Annotated in this window: 20 protein-coding genes; 9 read left to right on the top strand and 11 right to left on the bottom strand. The window is 37.1% G+C overall.

Annotation, left to right across the window (positions count from 1 at the left end):
- Nucleotides 1–70 precede the first annotated feature (70 nt).
- Nucleotides 71–1,285, top strand: a complete 1,215-nt coding sequence (locus IEV17_RS00705; protein ID WP_004662326.1) for an aspartate aminotransferase family protein — start codon at nt 71–73, stop codon at nt 1,283–1,285.
- 57 nt (nt 1,286–1,342) lie between these two features.
- Here IEV17_RS00705 and IEV17_RS00700 read toward each other — a convergent pair whose 3' ends face one another.
- The 3 genes from IEV17_RS00700 to IEV17_RS00690 all read right to left on the bottom strand — a co-directional run bounded on the left by IEV17_RS00700 (nt 1,343) and on the right by IEV17_RS00690 (nt 2,820).
- Nucleotides 1,343–1,774 (bottom strand): CBS domain-containing protein, encoded by a 432-nt coding sequence (locus IEV17_RS00700; RefSeq protein WP_004662324.1) that lies wholly within the window; start codon nt 1,772–1,774, stop codon nt 1,343–1,345.
- Between the two features lie 139 nt (nt 1,775–1,913).
- Complete coding sequence (locus IEV17_RS00695) at nt 1,914–2,285, bottom strand: DUF2750 domain-containing protein (RefSeq protein WP_004662322.1); 372 nt, start codon at nt 2,283–2,285, stop codon at nt 1,914–1,916.
- A gap of 301 nt (nt 2,286–2,586) precedes the next feature.
- Complete coding sequence (locus IEV17_RS00690) at nt 2,587–2,820, bottom strand: SEL1-like repeat protein (RefSeq protein ID WP_004662320.1); 234 nt, start codon at nt 2,818–2,820, stop codon at nt 2,587–2,589.
- A 233-nt stretch (nt 2,821–3,053) separates the two neighbouring features.
- On the opposite strand from IEV17_RS00690, the gene IEV17_RS00685 reads away from it, so the two are divergent.
- The 6 genes from IEV17_RS00685 (at nt 3,054) to IEV17_RS00660 (ending at nt 7,344) form a co-directional block, all read left to right on the top strand.
- Entirely contained in the window at nt 3,054–3,413 is a 360-nt protein-coding gene (locus IEV17_RS00685; RefSeq protein ID WP_004662318.1) for a hypothetical protein, read from the top strand.
- Nucleotides 3,414–3,520: 107 nt separating this feature from the next.
- Nucleotides 3,521–3,850 carry a hypothetical protein gene (locus IEV17_RS00680; RefSeq protein WP_004662316.1) on the top strand — a complete coding sequence of 110 codons (330 nt, stop codon included), beginning with the start codon at nt 3,521–3,523 and terminating at the stop codon, nt 3,848–3,850.
- Nucleotides 3,851–3,970: 120 nt separating this feature from the next.
- Nucleotides 3,971–5,089: a signal recognition particle-docking protein FtsY gene (gene ftsY, locus IEV17_RS00675; RefSeq protein WP_004662315.1), complete on the top strand. Its 1,119-nt coding sequence runs from the start codon at nt 3,971–3,973 to the stop codon at nt 5,087–5,089.
- Between the two features lie 175 nt (nt 5,090–5,264).
- Nucleotides 5,265–5,861 (top strand): nitroreductase family protein, encoded by a 597-nt coding sequence (locus IEV17_RS00670; protein ID WP_004662314.1) that lies wholly within the window; start codon nt 5,265–5,267, stop codon nt 5,859–5,861.
- Nucleotides 5,862–6,083: 222 nt separating this feature from the next.
- A complete protein-coding gene (locus IEV17_RS00665; protein ID WP_004662313.1) occupies nt 6,084–6,761 on the top strand; it encodes a YccT family protein in 678 nt (225 codons plus the stop codon).
- A gap of 61 nt (nt 6,762–6,822) precedes the next feature.
- The gene (locus tag IEV17_RS00660; protein ID WP_004662312.1) at nt 6,823–7,344 is read left to right on the top strand and encodes a GNAT family N-acetyltransferase; all 522 of its coding nucleotides are present in this window, start codon (nt 6,823–6,825) and stop codon (nt 7,342–7,344) included.
- Nucleotides 7,345–7,477: 133 nt separating this feature from the next.
- Here the strand turns inward: IEV17_RS00660 and IEV17_RS00655 are convergent, their stop codons facing one another.
- From IEV17_RS00655 to IEV17_RS00620, 8 genes are all read right to left on the bottom strand, one after another.
- The gene (locus IEV17_RS00655; RefSeq protein ID WP_004662311.1) at nt 7,478–7,774 is read right to left on the bottom strand and encodes a cyd operon YbgE family protein; all 297 of its coding nucleotides are present in this window, start codon (nt 7,772–7,774) and stop codon (nt 7,478–7,480) included.
- Between the two features lie 4 nt (nt 7,775–7,778).
- Nucleotides 7,779–7,880, bottom strand: a complete 102-nt coding sequence (gene cydX / locus IEV17_RS00650; RefSeq protein ID WP_002120988.1) for a cytochrome bd-I oxidase subunit CydX — start codon at nt 7,878–7,880, stop codon at nt 7,779–7,781.
- A 14-nt stretch (nt 7,881–7,894) separates the two neighbouring features.
- On the bottom strand, nt 7,895–9,040 hold the full coding sequence (gene cydB, locus IEV17_RS00645) for a cytochrome d ubiquinol oxidase subunit II (RefSeq protein WP_004662310.1): 1,146 nt from the start codon (nt 9,038–9,040) through the stop codon (nt 7,895–7,897).
- Nucleotides 9,037–10,614 (bottom strand): cytochrome ubiquinol oxidase subunit I, encoded by a 1,578-nt coding sequence (locus IEV17_RS00640; RefSeq protein WP_004662309.1) that lies wholly within the window; start codon nt 10,612–10,614, stop codon nt 9,037–9,039. The genes cydB and IEV17_RS00640 overlap by 4 nt, the downstream gene beginning before the upstream one ends.
- On the bottom strand, nt 10,614–10,805 hold the full coding sequence (gene cydP, locus IEV17_RS00635; RefSeq protein WP_004662308.1) for a cytochrome oxidase putative small subunit CydP: 192 nt from the start codon (nt 10,803–10,805) through the stop codon (nt 10,614–10,616). Before cydP ends, IEV17_RS00640 begins: the two co-directional genes overlap by 1 nt.
- A 550-nt stretch (nt 10,806–11,355) precedes the next feature.
- On the bottom strand, nt 11,356–11,967 hold the full coding sequence (locus IEV17_RS00630) for an OB-fold-containig protein (RefSeq protein WP_161793994.1): 612 nt from the start codon (nt 11,965–11,967) through the stop codon (nt 11,356–11,358).
- A 22-nt stretch (nt 11,968–11,989) separates the two neighbouring features.
- Complete coding sequence (locus tag IEV17_RS00625; RefSeq protein WP_087535917.1) at nt 11,990–12,295, bottom strand: Rieske (2Fe-2S) protein; 306 nt, start codon at nt 12,293–12,295, stop codon at nt 11,990–11,992.
- A gap of 16 nt (nt 12,296–12,311) precedes the next feature.
- Nucleotides 12,312–13,325 (bottom strand): adenosine kinase, encoded by a 1,014-nt coding sequence (locus IEV17_RS00620; protein ID WP_004662303.1) that lies wholly within the window; start codon nt 13,323–13,325, stop codon nt 12,312–12,314.
- A 181-nt stretch (nt 13,326–13,506) separates the two neighbouring features.
- On the opposite strand from IEV17_RS00620, the gene IEV17_RS00615 reads away from it, so the two are divergent.
- Both IEV17_RS00615 and IEV17_RS00610 read left to right on the top strand, forming a co-directional pair.
- Nucleotides 13,507–14,286 (top strand): COG4705 family protein, encoded by a 780-nt coding sequence (locus IEV17_RS00615; protein WP_004662300.1) that lies wholly within the window; start codon nt 13,507–13,509, stop codon nt 14,284–14,286.
- A gap of 162 nt (nt 14,287–14,448) precedes the next feature.
- Nucleotides 14,449–17,388 carry an insulinase family protein gene (locus IEV17_RS00610; RefSeq protein WP_004662299.1) on the top strand — a complete coding sequence of 980 codons (2,940 nt, stop codon included), beginning with the start codon at nt 14,449–14,451 and terminating at the stop codon, nt 17,386–17,388.
- Nucleotides 17,389–17,396: the final 8 nt, after the last annotated feature.

Below are 17,396 nucleotides of genomic sequence, written 5' to 3'. Positions count from 1 at the left end.
GCTTTCAATCTACTCAAGTTTTTGCTTATATAACTTTTTTCACCACAACTAATGATAGATTGAGTTTGTTATGACTAATATCACTCTTGCTCCTGTGCAACCTGATCAACCATCACATCTTATGGCAACTTATGGTCGCCAAGCGATCAGCTTTGTACGAGGACGAGGGGCGTATTTATATACAGCGGATGGTACGGAATATTTGGATGCCTTAACAGGTATTGCTGTTTGTGGTTTAGGGCATGCACACCCAGTGATTGCGGAAGCGATTGCGGAGCAAGCTGCAACTTTAGTGCATACCAGTAACTTATTCGAAATTCCTTGGCAAACTGCTGCAGCTCAAAAACTTGCACAAGTTTCTGGAATGGAAGAGATTTTCTTCTCAAACAGTGGCGCTGAGTCAAATGAAGGTGCGATCAAAATTGCACGTAAATTTGGTTCTAAACAAGGCATTAGCAATCCTAAAATTATTGTTGCTGAACAATCTTTTCACGGTCGTACTTTGGCGACCTTATCTGCGACAGGCAATAAAAAAGTTCAAGAAGGTTTTGCGCCTTTGGTTGAAGGCTTTATTCGTGTGCCATTTGGTGATGTTGAAGCGATTCAAGAAGCAGCCATCAATCATCCAGATATCGTTGCAATCTTGATTGAACCGATTCAAGGTGAAGGTGGTGTCAATACAGCACCGCAGGGTTTTAGTTACCTCGAGGAAGTTCGTGCTTTGTGTAATCAGCATAATTGGTTAATGATGCTTGATGAAATTCAAACAGGGAATGGACGTACAGGTAAATACTTTGCTTATCAACATACGAACATTATTCCTGATGTCATGACCACTGCGAAGGGTTTAGGAAATGGTTTCCCTGTTGGTGCAGTAATGACACAGGGTAAAGCGGTAGGCTTACTCGGTGCAGGCAGCCATGGTTCAACATATGGCGGTACAGTACTTGGCTCACGTGTGGTTTACACTGTACTTGATACGCTTGAAAATGAAAATGCCGTTGAAAATGCAGCCGTAGTTGGAGCCTATATTGTTGATCAACTACGAGCTCAATTGATTGAACAAAATGTACAGGTGCGTGGCTTTGGTATGATGATTGGTGTTCAATTACCAAAAGATTGTGCTGAACTAGTTGCTATTGCACGAGATCAATATAAGTTGATTATTAATGTTACGGCAGGTTCAGTGGTACGTTTATTACCACCTTTAAACATGACTCAAGCTCAAGCTGATGAATTTTTGAAGCGTCTTGTACCTGCAATTCAAGGCTTTTTAGCAGCGTAATGACGTATTAGTCGTGCAAAAAAAGGGCAATTTCAATTGCCCTTTTTGTTGAGGCGATTAGCCTGAAATATATTGTTGAAGTTGTTCGATAAGAACGCGTTGATCTTCCATTGCAGCTTTGACTAAGTCACCAATTGAAATAAAGCCAACAAGTTTTTCTTTATCTAAAACAGGTAAGTGACGCAAATGGCGATCAGTCATTAATTGCAAGCATTCTTCAACTGTATTGTTTAAACCAACGGTGATGACTTTAGATGTCATAATATCTGACACGGGTGTCGTATTTGATGAACGCTCCATCAACGTCACTTTACGTGTGTAGTCACGTTCAGAGAAAATACCAACAAGTTTTTCATCTTCTGCAACAACTAAAGCTCCCACGCCTTTATCTGCCATAATTTTGATTGCTTCAAGTACAGTCGCATTTGGTGAAATTGTAAAAATTGATTGTACAGCTTTATTCTTGATGACTTGGGCAACGATTGTCATTGTTTATCTACCTCTGTTGTATTGTCATTTTCATTTAACTTAACGGTATTTTTTTTAATTGCAAAGCCCTAAATGCGCAACAATGATAACTTTCTCTTGTGAATGTCTAAAAAGTCATCATGATTGGTGGGCAAATCTATTACGCCATAACTGGTTCTGGCATAAAAAAGAAATGCTGCATTTGTTGTGTCGAAAGCTTGAATTTGCGATGCGAAGAATTAAATAGAGCAGGCTCTACTTGTAAACGCGTTAAGGTTGGTAATAGTGATTCATGAAAATCTTTTGGTGTAATTTTACGTGGTTTATAATTTTTCCAATTTGATTTTGCATAACGGTGTGCTTGTACGCCATTCAACCAAAATGGGAATACATGACCATCGTGATCGGACTTGATTGCCCAACCTTGATGATATAAACCCCAAAGTACGCCACAATACATCATTGTTTTTAGAATTGAAATTTTAATCATCAACTCGCGTGATACTGGTTGGAAATTATTAAAACGATACATGTTCGTAAACTAATTTTATTTAAACTCATGTTTAATTATAAGAAATTTATATGGCATTTATGTTTAAACAATTGATCTAAATCGTAAGCAAATATTCTTTTGGGTCAAAATATCATCTTGATTATTCAATCTTTGCATCAGATAAAAGCAATTCAGAAAGACTCTAGAAATAATTTTTTTATTAAAGTTAACACTACCAGAGCAAATCAAAGCTTTGATGCAGCGCAACTTAGATCGTGTGAGGGAGTGATGTTGTGCGTTTTTAGAAGGTATTAAAAAACGCCACCTGAGTGACGTTTTCTTATGCTTGCATTGTTGCCAATTTTTGCCAATATTGAGCTTTCAAAGAATCACGTTCTACTCGAAAACCTTGATAATACAGTTCCGCTAAAAATAATGCTGCTTTACCGTGACCTGCTTGAGCTACTTGTTCAAGCTCTTTCACTGCATCTAGAAAGTTTTTTTGCGATTGAATTGTATTTACTGCATTGGCATACACATGCTCTAGTTCATGTTGTGTAAAATGCTGAATCATATATAACTCCTTATTATAATTATGATTACTTCAGATTCTATTCAAAGATACTTTACTTTGAACTTAAGTCACTATAACTCTGAATTATGAAATAATTATGACAACATTACTTGAATTGTCAAATATATTGCGTGTCATTATGTAATTTGTAAGCTTACACGATTAAACACTTCTCGCAAATATTTTTAAGTAAAATCAAAGTGAAAATAATAGAAATAGATAAGGAGAATAATATGTCAAATGTAATTGATGGCTTCAGCTTTGATGTACCACCAGCAGAAAGCCAAATTATTGCTTTAGCTCATCATCACCGTAAATTACTCGATGAGGCAATCTTTCATCAGGAGATTCACTTAGGTGACTATTGTTTAGCACAGCGTAAAAGAGTTTACGATTTCGCAAGTCATTTAAGCCCTGAACAAAAAGATCGGTTTTATGATATTTACAATGGCGAGTTGAAACGTATTGCTGATGATGATGATTTACATCCAGCTGATGCTGAAAGTGGTGTTGGTATGTTTGCTATATTTTTGACACTCGTGATTATTGCATTCATTTTATATTTCGCCTTTGTCCGTTCGCTTATGAGTTGATTAATGCCATATGAGCGTTCAATAAACTTACTAGTGGTGAATTATTGAACGCTACACTTGTTCTCAGCGAGCTAGACACATACACTACATCTAATTCGAGGTAGATTATGCTGTCTATAATTTCTAAACATAAAGTTCTACAATCCAAATTGGGGTTGAAAATTGACCAATTTTATAATGCTTTGGTCAGTATCATTATTTTGTCTATTTTTATCCTTGCATTTTATGCATTGAAACGTCCTGTCAATCCTTTGCAATATCAACAAGTGCTTCAGTTTTCACAGCAGGCCAGTCATCCTAAAACACAACAAATGGCAGTACATATACTGGAAAATTCTCAGATTCGCCGTGAAGATTATTTAAAGCTTTTGAACGCTTATCAATTTGAATCTAGTCGAATCAAAGAGTATCCAGCGATGGCACAAGAAGATGAGTAAGTTTTAATCGACTCATTTCTATTTATAAATGAACAGTTTGCCTTAGTCAGGAAAAAGAAATCAATTTGTGCTAGACTGACCATCTTTTAAAAAAGCTGCTTTTTTTCTCAAGGAATCGACATGCAACAGCAATCGAATATGCAAAATAAATTCTTGATAAATGCCGATATCGGAGATGACGATGTCACATTACCAAGTTTACCTGCTGTCGATGTTCCCATTATTGAGCCAGTAGCTAAAAATACTGTTGAAACGCCATCACCTGTAGTTGTGGAAGAAACATCTGTTCCTGCTGTTACAGAAGAAGCCAAGTCAACGGGTTTCTTTGGTCGTATGAAGGATGGTTTGACTAAAACACGCCGTAGCTTTACGGATGGTATGGTCAATATCTTAATTGGTGGCAAAGAAATTGATGATGAGTTATTAGAAGAAGTTGAAGAACAGCTACTCATCGCCGACATTGGTGTCGATGCAACCAAAACTATTATCGCGAATCTTACTGAAAGAACTGCGCGTGGAGATTTAATTTATTCGCATGCGCTCTACAAAGCATTACAAGAAGAGTTGGTTGCATTACTTGCGCCACGTGTAAAACCATTACATATCGATCCAAATAAATCGCCTTATGTGATTTTAATGGTGGGTGTAAATGGCGTAGGTAAAACGACGACCATTGGTAAATTGGCTAAACGTTTACAAGGTGAAGGTAAAAAAGTCATGCTTGCGGCGGGTGATACTTTCCGTGCTGCAGCGACTGAGCAACTACAAATTTGGGGTGAACGTAACGATATTCCAGTTGTCGCTCAGGGGCATGGTGCTGACAGCGCGTCGGTTATCTTTGATGCTTTTGAAAGTGCGCGTGCAAAGGGTATTGATGTTCTTATCGCAGATACAGCAGGTCGTTTGCAAAATAAATCAAATCTTATGGAAGAGTTGAAAAAAGTTAAACGTGTGATGCAGAAGATTGATGCAACTGCACCGCATGAAATTATGTTAATTGTAGATGCGGGGACAGGCCAAAATGCAATTAACCAAGTACAACTGTTTGATGAAGCAGTTGGCTTAACGGGTATTACGATTACTAAACTTGATGGTACAGCGAAAGGTGGTGTGTTATTTAATATCGCGAGCCGGACCCATGTGCCAATTCGTTATATTGGTGTCGGTGAAAAGATTGATGATTTACGCCCATTCTCAGCAAAATCATTTGTTGCAGCATTATTTGAAACTGATAAGTAATTAGTTTATGTTAAAGGGACTCCACTCAATGTGGAGTTTTTTTATAGTTCAAAAATAGCATTGTTTCAAAAATAAAACGATCTGTCATATTTTTTAGACTATTCCTAAAAAATGTATCGTTATACACTACCTTCAATCCAAGATAACGCCTTAAAGGTATAGTAGGAATAACAACATGAGTAACTTTCTAAATAGCATTAAATCACGTCGTACCATTTATGCAATTGGTAAAAATCTTACAGTTGACCAAGCAACGATTGAAGAAACAATTCGCGAAGCAGTAAAACAAAGCCCATCATCATTCAACTCACAAACTTCACGTGTTGTAACTTTATATGGTGAATCACACCATAAATTTTGGGAAATTGTTCGCGAAACTTTACGTAAAATGGTTCCTGCAGAAGCATTTGCAAATACCAGCGCGAAAATTGATAGTTTCTCAGCAGGTTTTGGTACAGCGTTATTTTATGAAGATCAAGATGTTGTAAAAGGTTTACAAGAGCAATTCGCACTGTATGCGGATAACTTCCCAGTTTGGTCTGAACATTCAAGTGCGATTGCTCAGTTCGCAACATGGACTGCATTATCTGAAATTGGGGTTGGTGCATCATTACAGCACTATAATCCAATCGTGGATGCCGAAGTTGCTGAAACTTTTGATATTCCATCAAACTGGAAACTACGTGCCCAGTTAGTATTCGGTTCTATTGAAGCAGCTGCTGGCGAAAAAACCTATATGGATGATGCTGCACGTTTTAAAACTTTTAACTAAGTAAATATACGTATCACTAAAAAGAGCACTCAATGTGCTCTTTTTTTATTTAAGGTTTGTATTCGCCAAAAGAACTATGGCGCTTAGCATTAAAACTAATGTATATATCTTAAAAAAGCCAAATTGTTGGAATAGACAGTTTTGTTTTATGTCATAAAATGGTCATAATCGCAGAGCATAGTGCTTACGATTTCATAAATTGTTTATATCGAGAAGAGTCTAATGTCTTTAAGAGTTGGTGTTGCTGCTTTCGGGTTATTATTGAGTAGTTCAGTTTTTTCAGCAGTCACAATCACTGCACCTGAAGAAATCGTGATTCTTGCGGTAAATGGTCAAGAAGTAAATAATGGTTTAATTCCTTCAAAGAAAAATAACTATCAAGTTGATCCTGGGAACTTAACGGTAAATGTTCGTTACCGTGAATATTTTGAACACTTAAATGGTGAACACGATATTGTGAAATCTGGTGTGGTAACAATTCAAACAGCAGATCTAAAAGATAATCTAACTTATAATTTGGCACTGGTAAATGCTCCAAAAGACTTTAATGAAGCAAAAAAATTTGCTGAACAGCCTACGGTTGCTTTATATGATCAAAGCAAAAAACTTGTAGTACAGCAAACAGGTGCAAATAATGAAGCTCAACCGTGGTTTTCAGGTAACAGTTTGCTAGGTCGTACTTTAGATTTAACGCAAAAAAACAAAAATAATGTCGTGAATCAACCTGCACCCGTATATGTAGCTTCGACAACAAATGTAGCACCTGTTGCTGTAACAGCAACAACGGTAGTATCGGGCAATATAAAAACCACAGATCAGCAACTAGTAGAGTTGTGGCAAAAAGCATCGAAAGCTGAGCGTCAAAAATTTATGGCGTGGTTAGCAGGGCAAACGAACTAATTGCTCCACTGTAAAAGAACCGATGTTATCATCGGTTTTTTATTGAGCGTATAAAATAGAAATGTCTTTAAACATTAGAAATGCAAATATTGATGATGTAGCGCAATTGGTTGAATTAATCAATTTGGCTTATCGGGCTCAATCTGACCGAAGTTGGACCACTGAAAAAGCATTTGTAGATGGAACACGGATTACCAATGAGCAACTGAGTGAAGACTTGAACCGATCAAATTTTAAACTGTTTGTTGGCGAGAATGAACAAGGTTTGTTAGTTGCTTGTATTGGACTCAGTCTTGATCATAACTCTGTTGAAATTGGAACTTTTGCGATTGATTCATCGGTTCAAAACTTAGGATATGGCAAACAAATGCTCAATTATGTTGAAGCATATGTTGCACAGAATTGTTCGAAAGTTCGACATTTAATTATGTATGTTTTGGATGTTCGCTCTGAGTTAATCGCATATTATCAGCGTCGTGGTTATCAGATTACAGGTCATATAGAGCCTTATCCTGTAAATGCAAATGTAGGTCAGCCGTTGGTGCCAATTCAGTTAATTGAAATGAAAAAGGTAATCTTATAATCTATTGGTTAAAATTTTTACTATTCAATATTTTAAATTACATTGTAATTACTTTGTGCATTATTAAATGATGATTCTAAACGACATAAAAAGAGGAAGCCATGCTTCCTCTTTTTATTTGATTTGTTAAAGATTAATTACCAATCCAAATATAATAACCTAAGACCATCAAAGGCCATGCAATATAAGGACTAAATAACCATTTCCATAACCAAAATCTTGGTATAAACCCAACACCATGAATAAAACCGCCAGAAATGCCGACCATGACGAGCATCAGCATACTGTGGTTATAGTGACCATTAGCATCTAACATTAATGATGGGTGTACCAATAAAATAGCAGCAAGTGGCAATGCCAACAAAAACGAAACGGTCATTGCAAGCACTTGAGCTTTACTATTCTTCGGTGTTGTCATTGCTTCAGCCATTTTATTATTCCTCATCTAAATCTTGATGGTGTTCGATATAGAGCGCACTGAGTACACCTGCGAAGCATGCCATCAAAATGCCTAGAATCCATGCAAAATACCACATTTCACATCTCCTCATTAGTACAAACTATGTGAATTTTCTTCAATGTGTTTGTTAGTGATGACACCCCACATTTTGTAATAAGACCAAGAGGTATAGATCAAAATGAGAGGAACAAAAATACAAGCAGCAACAGTCATTACACCTAGAGTTTTGTGACTAGAAACAGCATCCCACATAGTTAAACTTGATGTTGGGTCGATACTTGATGGCAATAAGAATGGGAATAATGCAAAACCAGCAGTTAAGATTGCACCCACAATCATCAGACTCGTACCTGTAAAACTTGCAGCTGCCTTACGTTTTCCAGCACTAAGAATAACCAATAATGCACCTAGGATTGCAACAATTGGTGCAGCCATAGTAATTGGATAGGTTGAGTAGTTATTCAACCAACCATGGTTTGCATTTGTTACAACTTCTTTTGCAAGTGGGTTTAATGCAGCATTAGTATTAACCGCAGTAGCATAACTATAGCCTGAGATATTTCCAAAGAATAACCAAGCGCCAGCCGCTAAGAAACATACAAGGAATGCGATTGCCATAATTTGAGTTGCTTTAGCCGAACGGTTATGTAGATCACCATCAGTACGAAGCATTAACCATGCACCACCGTGAGCAGATAACATTGATAAACTCACAATACCGCAAATCAGCGCAAATGGATTCAATAATGCAAAGAAGCTGCCTGTGTATTGAGAACGTAAGGTATCGTCTAAGCTAAATGGTACGCCCAAAAATAAGTTACCAAATGCAACACCGAATACTAGTGCTGGTACAGCACCACCAATGCATAGACCCCAATCCCAAGAAGTACGCCATTGGGTATTTTCTAATTTAGAACGGTAGTCAAATCCAACAGGTCTGAGGAATAGCGCAAATAGAACGAGTAGTAATGCCCAATACATGCCAGAGAACGCGACAGCATAAACCATTGGCCATGCGGCAAAAAGTGCACCACCAGCGGTAATAAACCAAACTTGGTTACCATCCCAGTGTGGTGCAATCGTATTAATTGCAGCACGTCTTTCAGAATCAGTTTTACCTACAAATGGCATCAGCGCCATTGAGCCCATATCAAAACCATCAGTGAGGGCAAAGCCAATCAGTAATACACCAACCAATACCCACCAAATAATTTTTAGGAGTTCATATTCGATCATGATTGAGCCTCCCCAGTTTTTGCAGCTAGTTTTTCAAAATGATATTTACCAGTGTGCAATGAACTTGGACCTAAACGAGCAAATTTGATCATTAAGTACATTTCAATAATGAGAAGTACTGTATAGAACGCAGCAAGTGCAATAATTGATCCCCATACGTCACCTGTACTAACACTTGATGCAGAGAGGTGTGTAGGCAAGATCTCACCAATAGACCACGGTTGACGACCACCTTCAGCTACATACCAACCTGTTTGAGCTGCAATCCAAGGAAGAGGAAGCGCAAATAGAGCGTATTTAAGTAACCAAGGTTTGTTCTCTGCATTGCGTTTTGCAACTGCCCAAGTTGCTAAGATGAATAGCAATAACATGAGGAAGCCAGAAGCAACCATCGCACGGAAAGAGAAGAACAATGCAGCTACGTTTGGAATTGTATCTTTAGTTGCTGCTTTAATATGATCCTCAGTTGCATCAACAACATTTGGAGAATATTTTTTCAATAACAGACCATAACCTAAGTCTTTTTGATTTTTCGCAAATGAAGCCATAAGTTCAGGTGAACGATCACCAGCACGAAGCTTTTCTAACTCACTATAAGCCACCATACCGTTACGGATACGTACTTCGTGTTCTTTCATCAGATCATGTAAGCCAGTGACTTGTTTGTCTGTAGAACGTGTTGCAATGATACCCATAACATATGGAATCTTAATTGCATAATCTGTACGCATCTCATGTTGGTTAGGAATACCAAATAATGTAAATGCAGCAGGTGCAGGTTCAGTGTGCCATTCAGCTTCGATTGCAGCGAGTTTAGTTTTTTGAACATCGCCTAGCTCATAACCTGATTCGTCACCGAGTAAGATTACAGATAAGCTTGATGCTAAACCAAAGATTGCAGCAATCGCAAAAGAACGACGCGCAAACGGCAAGTCACGTTTTTTTAGTAAATAGTAACTTGAGATTGCAAGAACAAAAATCGCGCCTGTTACATAACCAGCAGAAACGGTATGAACGAATTTAACTTGAGCAACAGGGTTGAAAATCAACGCACCGAAGTCTACAAGTTCCATACGCATGGTTTCATAGTTAAATGCGGCACCAACAGGGTTTTGCATCCAACCATTTGCGATGAGAATCCACAAGGCTGACATGTTAGAGCCAATCGCCACTAACCAAGTTACACCTAAGTGTTGAACTTTAGAAAGACGATCCCAGCCAAAGAAGAATAGACCAATAAAAGTCGATTCTAGGAAGAAAGCCATTAAGCCTTCAATTGCAAGCGGTGCACCAAAGATGTCGCCTACATAGTGAGAATAATAAGCCCAATTGGTACCAAACTGGAATTCCATCGTTAAACCAGTAGTTACACCTAAGGCAAAGTTAATCCCGAAGAGTTTCCCCCAAAATTTGGTCATGTCTTTGTAAATTTCTTTACCAGAAATCACATAAGTGGTTTCCATGATGGCAAGAATAAAAGCTAGACCTAAAGTTAGAGGGACGAAAAGAAAGTGATACATTGCGGTCATTGCAAATTGGAACCGCGAAAGATCGACCACGCTTTCAGAAATCATCAACGTGTCTCCTGAGTTTTGGACATATCGCCAGCAATACGCTCGGCAACTTCATTGTTAAAATCTTTTGGAATCGTTGGGGCATCAAACCAGATATGTTTAATCACCATGAGAAGCACAACTTTAATAATAAGAATGATTGTGATTTCTCTGATTAATCTTCGATTTGGATCTTGAGAACTCATGTTCATAGAACTTCGCCTCATATTTAAAAAAACATGTAAAACATTATTAAATAAAATTCATTAAAAATAAACCTTTAAAGGCTTTAAAATGAATTAATGTAATATTATTTATAAAAATCAATTGATTATGTAAATTTTGATCAAATTTTGAAAATATTATTATTACCCAACTAAAATAATATGAATTAATTTAAAAAACTGATTAAAACAGTTGTATTTATATTTTTAAATCTGATTAAAAAGGTTTGATTTATAATTAATTTAAGCAAAATTAAACCAACTAAAATAGTATGAATATAAAAAATATAATATTTACAATCATTTAAGGAATTGATTACATAATTAAGTAATTTTTATAATGGATTCTGCATAAAACCTAGTGTATTGGTAGAGTTTGGTTTAAAAAATGTGTGAAATATCATCCTTCATTTTGGTCTGAAAGTTAGATCAATAGATTGATGAAAATGGAAGAGGGGATTGCAATATTTATAAATTTTCTTTTTGTAACATATTGTAACTTTGAGTTGGGTGATCAAAATTTATAACTAAATAGGTCTTAGTCTGCGGTAAATAACTTATTGGAGATAGAGATTTTTTTTGCAATATAGTGAGAATTTGATTTTTGGCTGATCAACAGTACTTGTGATTGTAATTCTAATTCACCGTATTCTGGTTCAACTTGCACGTAATACAGTTGACCAAACTCATTTCGAACGCGTGCTTGAGCTGAGAAGCCTGGACGAGCATTACCCGTAGAAATTGTTGCTAAGCGACCCACTAAATTGATATGCGTATGCGTGACTTTAGGTTTAATTACTTGGTCAAGACAATGAATCATAAACACTGTAAAAAAGATGTCGATAATCAAAGCAGGAACAAAAAGATAGTAAGGCGAGATAAAGTAGTGTTGTAAAGCAAAAAATGAAAGCTCTAGAAAATAACCTGCAAAACTAAAATTGATGAGTAAAAATACAAATATTAAGTATTTAGAAAATTTTACATCTAATAGCGGTGAATTTAATAACCACTCTGGTGTCATTTTCTTTACGAGATGACTTGGACGTAACCCAATAAAAATACCAATTGTTTCTGCAATGCTGAGCAAAATCAAAGCCACTACGCTCATGTGAAATGGCATAAGGTAGTAATTTAAAAAAAACTCAGTCATCGCAGAATTCATGATCTAGGTATTAGTCAATATAAATACCACCATCAGAGTGTACTTCCAAATTTACTTTTTCAAGGAATTCACCTAGACATGGTCCTGAAACACATTCACCAGTTTCTACTGAGAATAATGCTCCATGAGTTGAGCATTGGATATACTCACGATCCTGATCTAAAAATTGATTTTCTAAATACTCAAGTTCAGTTTGCAAATGTGGGCAAACATTTTGATAAGCGTAAAAGCTACCATCCTTCTGAGTAATAAAGATTGTTGTTCCTTTCATGGTGTCATATGCACGAGACTCACGATCTGGGACTTCCTCAGTCATGCAAATTTTTTCCATTTTAAGCATATTCCTGTTGAGAATTTTTAAATTGTTCAAATAATTTGGCATAGTTTTCAACGGCTAAGCGTGGACCAAATTGTGCAACAACTTCACTAGAAATTAAAATAGCCACTTGAGCCGCAGCTTCTAAAGTTAAACCAGCGTTAATGGCATATAAGAATGCACCAGCAAAAGCATCGCCAGCACCGTTAGTATCAACGGCATGAACTTCGCGACCAGCAACGTGGAATTGTTGTTCAGGGTCAATGATGACTGCGCCATTTGCGCCTTGAGTGATGACAATATGTTGATTCTTTGATTTTAAAACTTCAATAGCTGCGTCAAGTGTTTCAGTATTACTGAACATTAGCGCTTCTTGTTCGTTACAGAATAACAAGTCAACGCCGTCATCTAATAATTCTTCTAGGCCTTGACGTGCATATTGCACCATTGCAGGATCAGACAGTGAGAGGGCGATTTTAACGCCATGTGCTTTGGCAAGTTCACGTGCTTGTTTAACCGCGACACGAGCAGTATCACTTGTCGATAAGTATCCTTCGATATAGAGCCATTTTGCAGCTTTTAACGGTTCAAAATCGATTTGTTCAGCAGTTAATTCAGCGGTAATGCCTAAATATGTGTGCATAGTACGTTCTGAATCAGGACTGATCAGAACCATACATGTGCCTGTTACACCTTCACTAATTGATTGTGCAGCGGTTTTAATACCTGCTTCATTTAAACCATTCAAGTAGATTGAACCTAGGTCATCATTACCTACACGGCATCCGTAAAAAGCTGTACCACCTAAAGCACTGAATGCAACAGTTGTGTTTGCAGCCGACCCACCACTTGCTTGACCTTTATAGTTTTGGGTGTCTTGTAATTGTTGATATAAAGCAGCTTGAGTTTCACCATCGGTCAACTGCATTGTGCCTTTTTGCAAAGCTTGCTGTGTTAAAAACTCATTTGAGACTTTAAATTCTTGGTCAATCAGCGCATTACCAATTGCAAAAAGATCAACAGTTGCCATGTTTGTCATCACATTAAAAAATCAAAAAACAAAGTTTACACTAATGCTCTGGATTACAGTAGTTTGTTGGAAAAATTAGCGTAGCTCTAAATAGTTAATTGTTGCGTTTATCTGTTTTAATTTTTATTTAAGCGGACCAATCAAGAATAAACATATTTAATAAAAAAAGAGCCGAAATTCTATGGCAATACTTCAGACGAAAACTTCTAGTTCACATGAACTTTTCTCAAAAGTTCCACAAGTTACAGCTTTATTCTGGGTGACTAAAATTTTTGCCACAACATTTGGAGAGACGGCTGGAGATGCGGTTTCCATGTCACTCAATCTAGGTTATTTGATTAGCACTTTTATTTTTGCTTTCATTTTTATTGCATTGGTTAGTTTTCAGATTCGTGCAAAAACGTACCAACCATTTCTATACTGGTTCACGATCATTGCGAGTACAACAGTTGGAACGACGTTGGCTGACTTTATGGATCGGTCTTTGGGGATTGGTTATATCGGCGGCAGTTCATTATTAATGTTGTTGGTCTTGTTGTCTTTATGGGTATGGTACACATCAGAAGGTAATATTTCGCCAGATACTATCAATAATGTTCGTACTGAATGGTTTTACTGGGTCACAATTACTTTTTCACAAACACTCGGAACAGCTTTGGGTGATTGGTCTGCTGATACTGCTGGTTTGGGTTATACAGGTGGAATGGCTTTATTTTCTGGATTGATTTTATTGCTTGTTGGTCTGCACTTTTTAACACGAGTATCAAAAACCTTATTATTCTGGGCTGCTTTTGTATTGACTCGTCCATTGGGCGCCGTAGTTGGAGATTTTTTGGATAAGCCACTCAGTTCTGGAGGGCTGAACTTGAGCCGTTTTACAGCTTCTATAGTATTGTTGGTGGTTATCCTTGGGTGTGTATATTGGTCGAAACACAAGCACACTTGCTTAAATCCAACGTAAATATTTTTATATTCGATGAAATCACAGAGAAAAAATGCGTTGAATTTTGGTTGGCGCATTTTTCTACAAAAACATACCAATTTACATGGATATCCATGTGTATTCTTCGGTAGACTCTCTATATTAAATTAGTGTTATTTAAATAGATAAATTGGAGATCACATGACTGTAGATGTTACTGAAAGCATTACTCAAACTATTCATCCCGCGTTTCAGCTATTACGTCAACACCATGTAGAAGCACTCGATATTCAAGTTTCAGAATATAAGCATAAAGTAACTGGTGCTGTTCACTACCATTTGGCCACAAATCACGATGAAAATGTATTTTTGGTGGCATTTAGAACTCAACCTATGGATTCTAAAGGAACAGCTCATATTTTAGAGCATACAGCTTTATGTGGTTCTGAAAAATTTCCTGTACGTGACCCATTCTTTTTAATGATTCGTCGTTCATTAAATACCTTTATGAATGCGTTCACAGCAGCAGATTGGACAGCTTATCCATTTGCGACACAGAATAAAAAAGATTTTCAGAATCTATTGTCAGTGTATTTAGATGCTGCATTCGCTGCAAATTTGAATCCTTTAGATTTTGCTCAAGAAGGGATTCGCATTGAATTAGAGAATGATCAAGCCGTTTATAAAGGTGTGGTGTTCAATGAAATGAAAGGAGCGATGAGTTCACCTACAGATCAGCTCTATCACCAATTGGCACATCATTTATTCCCTGAAACGACTTATCATTATAATTCAGGTGGTGATCCAAAAGACATTCCTGATTTAACCTACGAACAGCTTGTTGATTTTTATAAAACACATTATCACCCAAGTAATGCAGTCTTTATGACTTTTGGTAATCAAACTGCCTATGATTTACAGGAGCAGTTTGAAAAATTAGCATTAAATAAGTTTTCTCAGGGTACAACATTATATTCAAAACCTGAAAAACGTTTATTAGCACCAATAGAAGTGACTGAAAGCTATGCAGTTGATAGCGAAGACTTAAAAGATAAAACTTATCATGTGATGTCATGGTTACTCCCTGAAACCAGTGACATTAAATTACGTTTAGGCATGCGTTTAGTAGAAGGGATTTTATTAGAAAATTCAGCGTCGCCGTTGCGTCATTATTTAGAAACTTGTGGTTATGCACAGTCAACGGGTCCATTGATGGGAGTTGATGATAGTAACTTTGAAATGACGTTCTATTGTGGCGTACAAGGCTCGAATGAAGAACATGCTGAAACATTTAAAAATGGTGTTTTAGATATTTTGAAAGAGGCTGCTTCAAAACCAATTGACCGTGATTTGGTTGATGCGATTTTACATCAAATTGAATTACATCAACGTGAGATCAACGGTGATGGTACGCCTTATGGTTTAAGTCTTATTTTGAATGGTCTAGGTAGCGCAATTCACCACAATGATCCAATCCATGTTTGGGATGTGGATTCTGCAATTGAGCAAGTGAAAGAAGAATTGAAAGACCCAATGTGGTTGTCTAATTTAATTCAAATCCATTTGTTAGATAATCCGCATCGTGTACAAATGACCTTAGTGCCAGATGCGACCAAATCAGTAAAAGAGCAACAGGCTGAACAAGCACGTTTGGCTGAAATTACTGCTAATTTGACAGAAGATCAAAAAATTGAAATTCAGCAAAAAACTGAAGCATTAAAAGAACGTCAAGACACAGCTGATGATCTTGAGTTACTTCCTAAAGTTGGTTTGGAAGATGTACCTGCGGATTTACATATTGTTCAAGGTCAACTACGTGAGATTATTAGTAATGGTTTAGATACGCCACTAAATTTATATCATGCAGGTACGAATGGCATCTACTATCAACAAGTTTTGATTCAGATTCCAGACGAAATTGTACAGTCTCCTTATTTCAACTTACTTTCTATCTTGATGGGTGAGGTTGGCGCAGGTGAGCATGATTATTTAGAATTCCAACAAATCCAAACGGCTGTGAGTGGCGGTTTGGGGATGGGAGCATCTTTGCGTAGTAAAGTGGATGATAAAGATCGAATTAGTGCTTGGTTAACACTGACGACTAAATCATTGACTCAAAAGTTAGATTCTATTCAGTTGTTGAAACTTGCCTTTGAGCAGCTGCGTTTTGACGAAAAAGATCGCATTATTGAATTATTGCAACAACGTAAAACCCGTTGGCAGTCGCGCTTGTCTGGTTCTGGACATAGTTATGCAATGCAAATTGCTTCTCGTCAAATGAGTGCATTAGCTCGACGTGACTATCATAATACTGGTTTAGGCGCATTGAATTGGCTTACTCACTTAGTTAATAAGATTGATCAGGATGATACGGCTTATGAAGCTTTAATCGCTGAGTTACAAGCAATCCATCGTAAGTTATTACAAGCGCCTAAACAGTTTTTATTGGTTTGCGAAGAACATCAATCTGATCGTTTAGTTGAAGAGATTCAAAACGTTTGGGATAAACTGGCTGTCGATAAATCACCTGTAAGCTTAACCAAAGTTGAGCAAATTAATACAGAAAATGATGAGGCTTGGCTCATTCAGACAAATGTTCAATTCTGTTGCTCTGCTTATCAAGCCGTCGATGTTGCACATGCAGATGCAGCACCATTGATGGTATTGGCTGCGTATTTACGTAATGGTTTCTTACATAGTGCCATTCGTGAAAAAGGCGGTGCTTACGGTGGTGGAGCAAGTTATGATGGTAATGCTTGTTCATTCCGTTTTTATAGTTATCGCGATCCACGCTTAGTTGAAACATTTAATGATTTTGAAGCAAGTGTGCAATGGTTATTTAACGTTGAACAGCAACCATATCAACTTGAAGAGGCAATTCTTGGATTGGTCGCAGGTATGGACAAACCTGGTTCACCTGCTGGCGAAGCAATTACTGCTTGTTATGCATTATTGCATGCACGTACGCCAAAATTCCGTAGAGTTTTACGTGAGCGCTTATTAAGTGTGAATTTGGAAGATTTGCAGCGTGTTGCAAAACAATATTTATTGGAACAAAAACCAGTAAAAGCAGTCGTTGCGCCATTTGCTAAACGTGATGATCTACAAGCACTTGGATTTAATATTCAGCAAGTTAATTAAAATAAAAA

The sequence above is a fragment of the Acinetobacter modestus genome (assembly GCF_014636095.1).
GTDB classification, from domain to species: domain Bacteria; phylum Pseudomonadota; class Gammaproteobacteria; order Pseudomonadales; family Moraxellaceae; genus Acinetobacter; species Acinetobacter modestus.
The sequence above is the reverse complement of the archived record's forward strand: the minus strand, read 5'-3'. Positions and strand labels throughout refer to the sequence as shown.

Coding starts and splice junctions, on each gene's coding strand:
- IEV17_RS00630 (WP_161793994.1), bottom strand. CDS start 11,967: ATGACTGAGTTTTTTTTAAATTACTACCTTATGCCATTTCACATGAGC.
- IEV17_RS00700 (WP_004662324.1), bottom strand. CDS start 1,774: ATGACAATCGTTGCCCAAGTCATCAAGAATAAAGCTGTACAATCAATT.
- IEV17_RS00690 (WP_004662320.1), bottom strand. CDS start 2,820: ATGATTCAGCATTTTACACAACATGAACTAGAGCATGTGTATGCCAAT.
- IEV17_RS00640 (WP_004662309.1), bottom strand. CDS start 10,614: ATGATTTCTGAAAGCGTGGTCGATCTTTCGCGGTTCCAATTTGCAATG.
- IEV17_RS00695 (WP_004662322.1), bottom strand. CDS start 2,285: ATGTATCGTTTTAATAATTTCCAACCAGTATCACGCGAGTTGATGATT.
- IEV17_RS00620 (WP_004662303.1), bottom strand. CDS start 13,325: ATGGCAACTGTTGATCTTTTTGCAATTGGTAATGCGCTGATTGACCAA.
- IEV17_RS00685 (WP_004662318.1), top strand. CDS start 3,054: ATGTCAAATGTAATTGATGGCTTCAGCTTTGATGTACCACCAGCAGAA.
- IEV17_RS00655 (WP_004662311.1), bottom strand. CDS start 7,774: ATGGCTGAAGCAATGACAACACCGAAGAATAGTAAAGCTCAAGTGCTT.
- cydP (WP_004662308.1), bottom strand. CDS start 10,805: ATGAACATGAGTTCTCAAGATCCAAATCGAAGATTAATCAGAGAAATC.
- ftsY (WP_004662315.1), top strand. CDS start 3,971: ATGCAACAGCAATCGAATATGCAAAATAAATTCTTGATAAATGCCGAT.
- IEV17_RS00670 (WP_004662314.1), top strand. CDS start 5,265: ATGAGTAACTTTCTAAATAGCATTAAATCACGTCGTACCATTTATGCA.
- cydX (WP_002120988.1), bottom strand. CDS start 7,880: ATGTGGTATTTTGCATGGATTCTAGGCATTTTGATGGCATGCTTCGCA.
- IEV17_RS00610 (WP_004662299.1), top strand. CDS start 14,449: ATGACTGTAGATGTTACTGAAAGCATTACTCAAACTATTCATCCCGCG.
- IEV17_RS00705 (WP_004662326.1), top strand. CDS start 71: ATGACTAATATCACTCTTGCTCCTGTGCAACCTGATCAACCATCACAT.
- IEV17_RS00615 (WP_004662300.1), top strand. CDS start 13,507: ATGGCAATACTTCAGACGAAAACTTCTAGTTCACATGAACTTTTCTCA.
- IEV17_RS00665 (WP_004662313.1), top strand. CDS start 6,084: ATGTCTTTAAGAGTTGGTGTTGCTGCTTTCGGGTTATTATTGAGTAGT.
- IEV17_RS00625 (WP_087535917.1), bottom strand. CDS start 12,295: ATGACTGAGGAAGTCCCAGATCGTGAGTCTCGTGCATATGACACCATG.
- IEV17_RS00660 (WP_004662312.1), top strand. CDS start 6,823: ATGTCTTTAAACATTAGAAATGCAAATATTGATGATGTAGCGCAATTG.
- IEV17_RS00680 (WP_004662316.1), top strand. CDS start 3,521: ATGCTGTCTATAATTTCTAAACATAAAGTTCTACAATCCAAATTGGGG.
- cydB (WP_004662310.1), bottom strand. CDS start 9,040: ATGATCGAATATGAACTCCTAAAAATTATTTGGTGGGTATTGGTTGGT.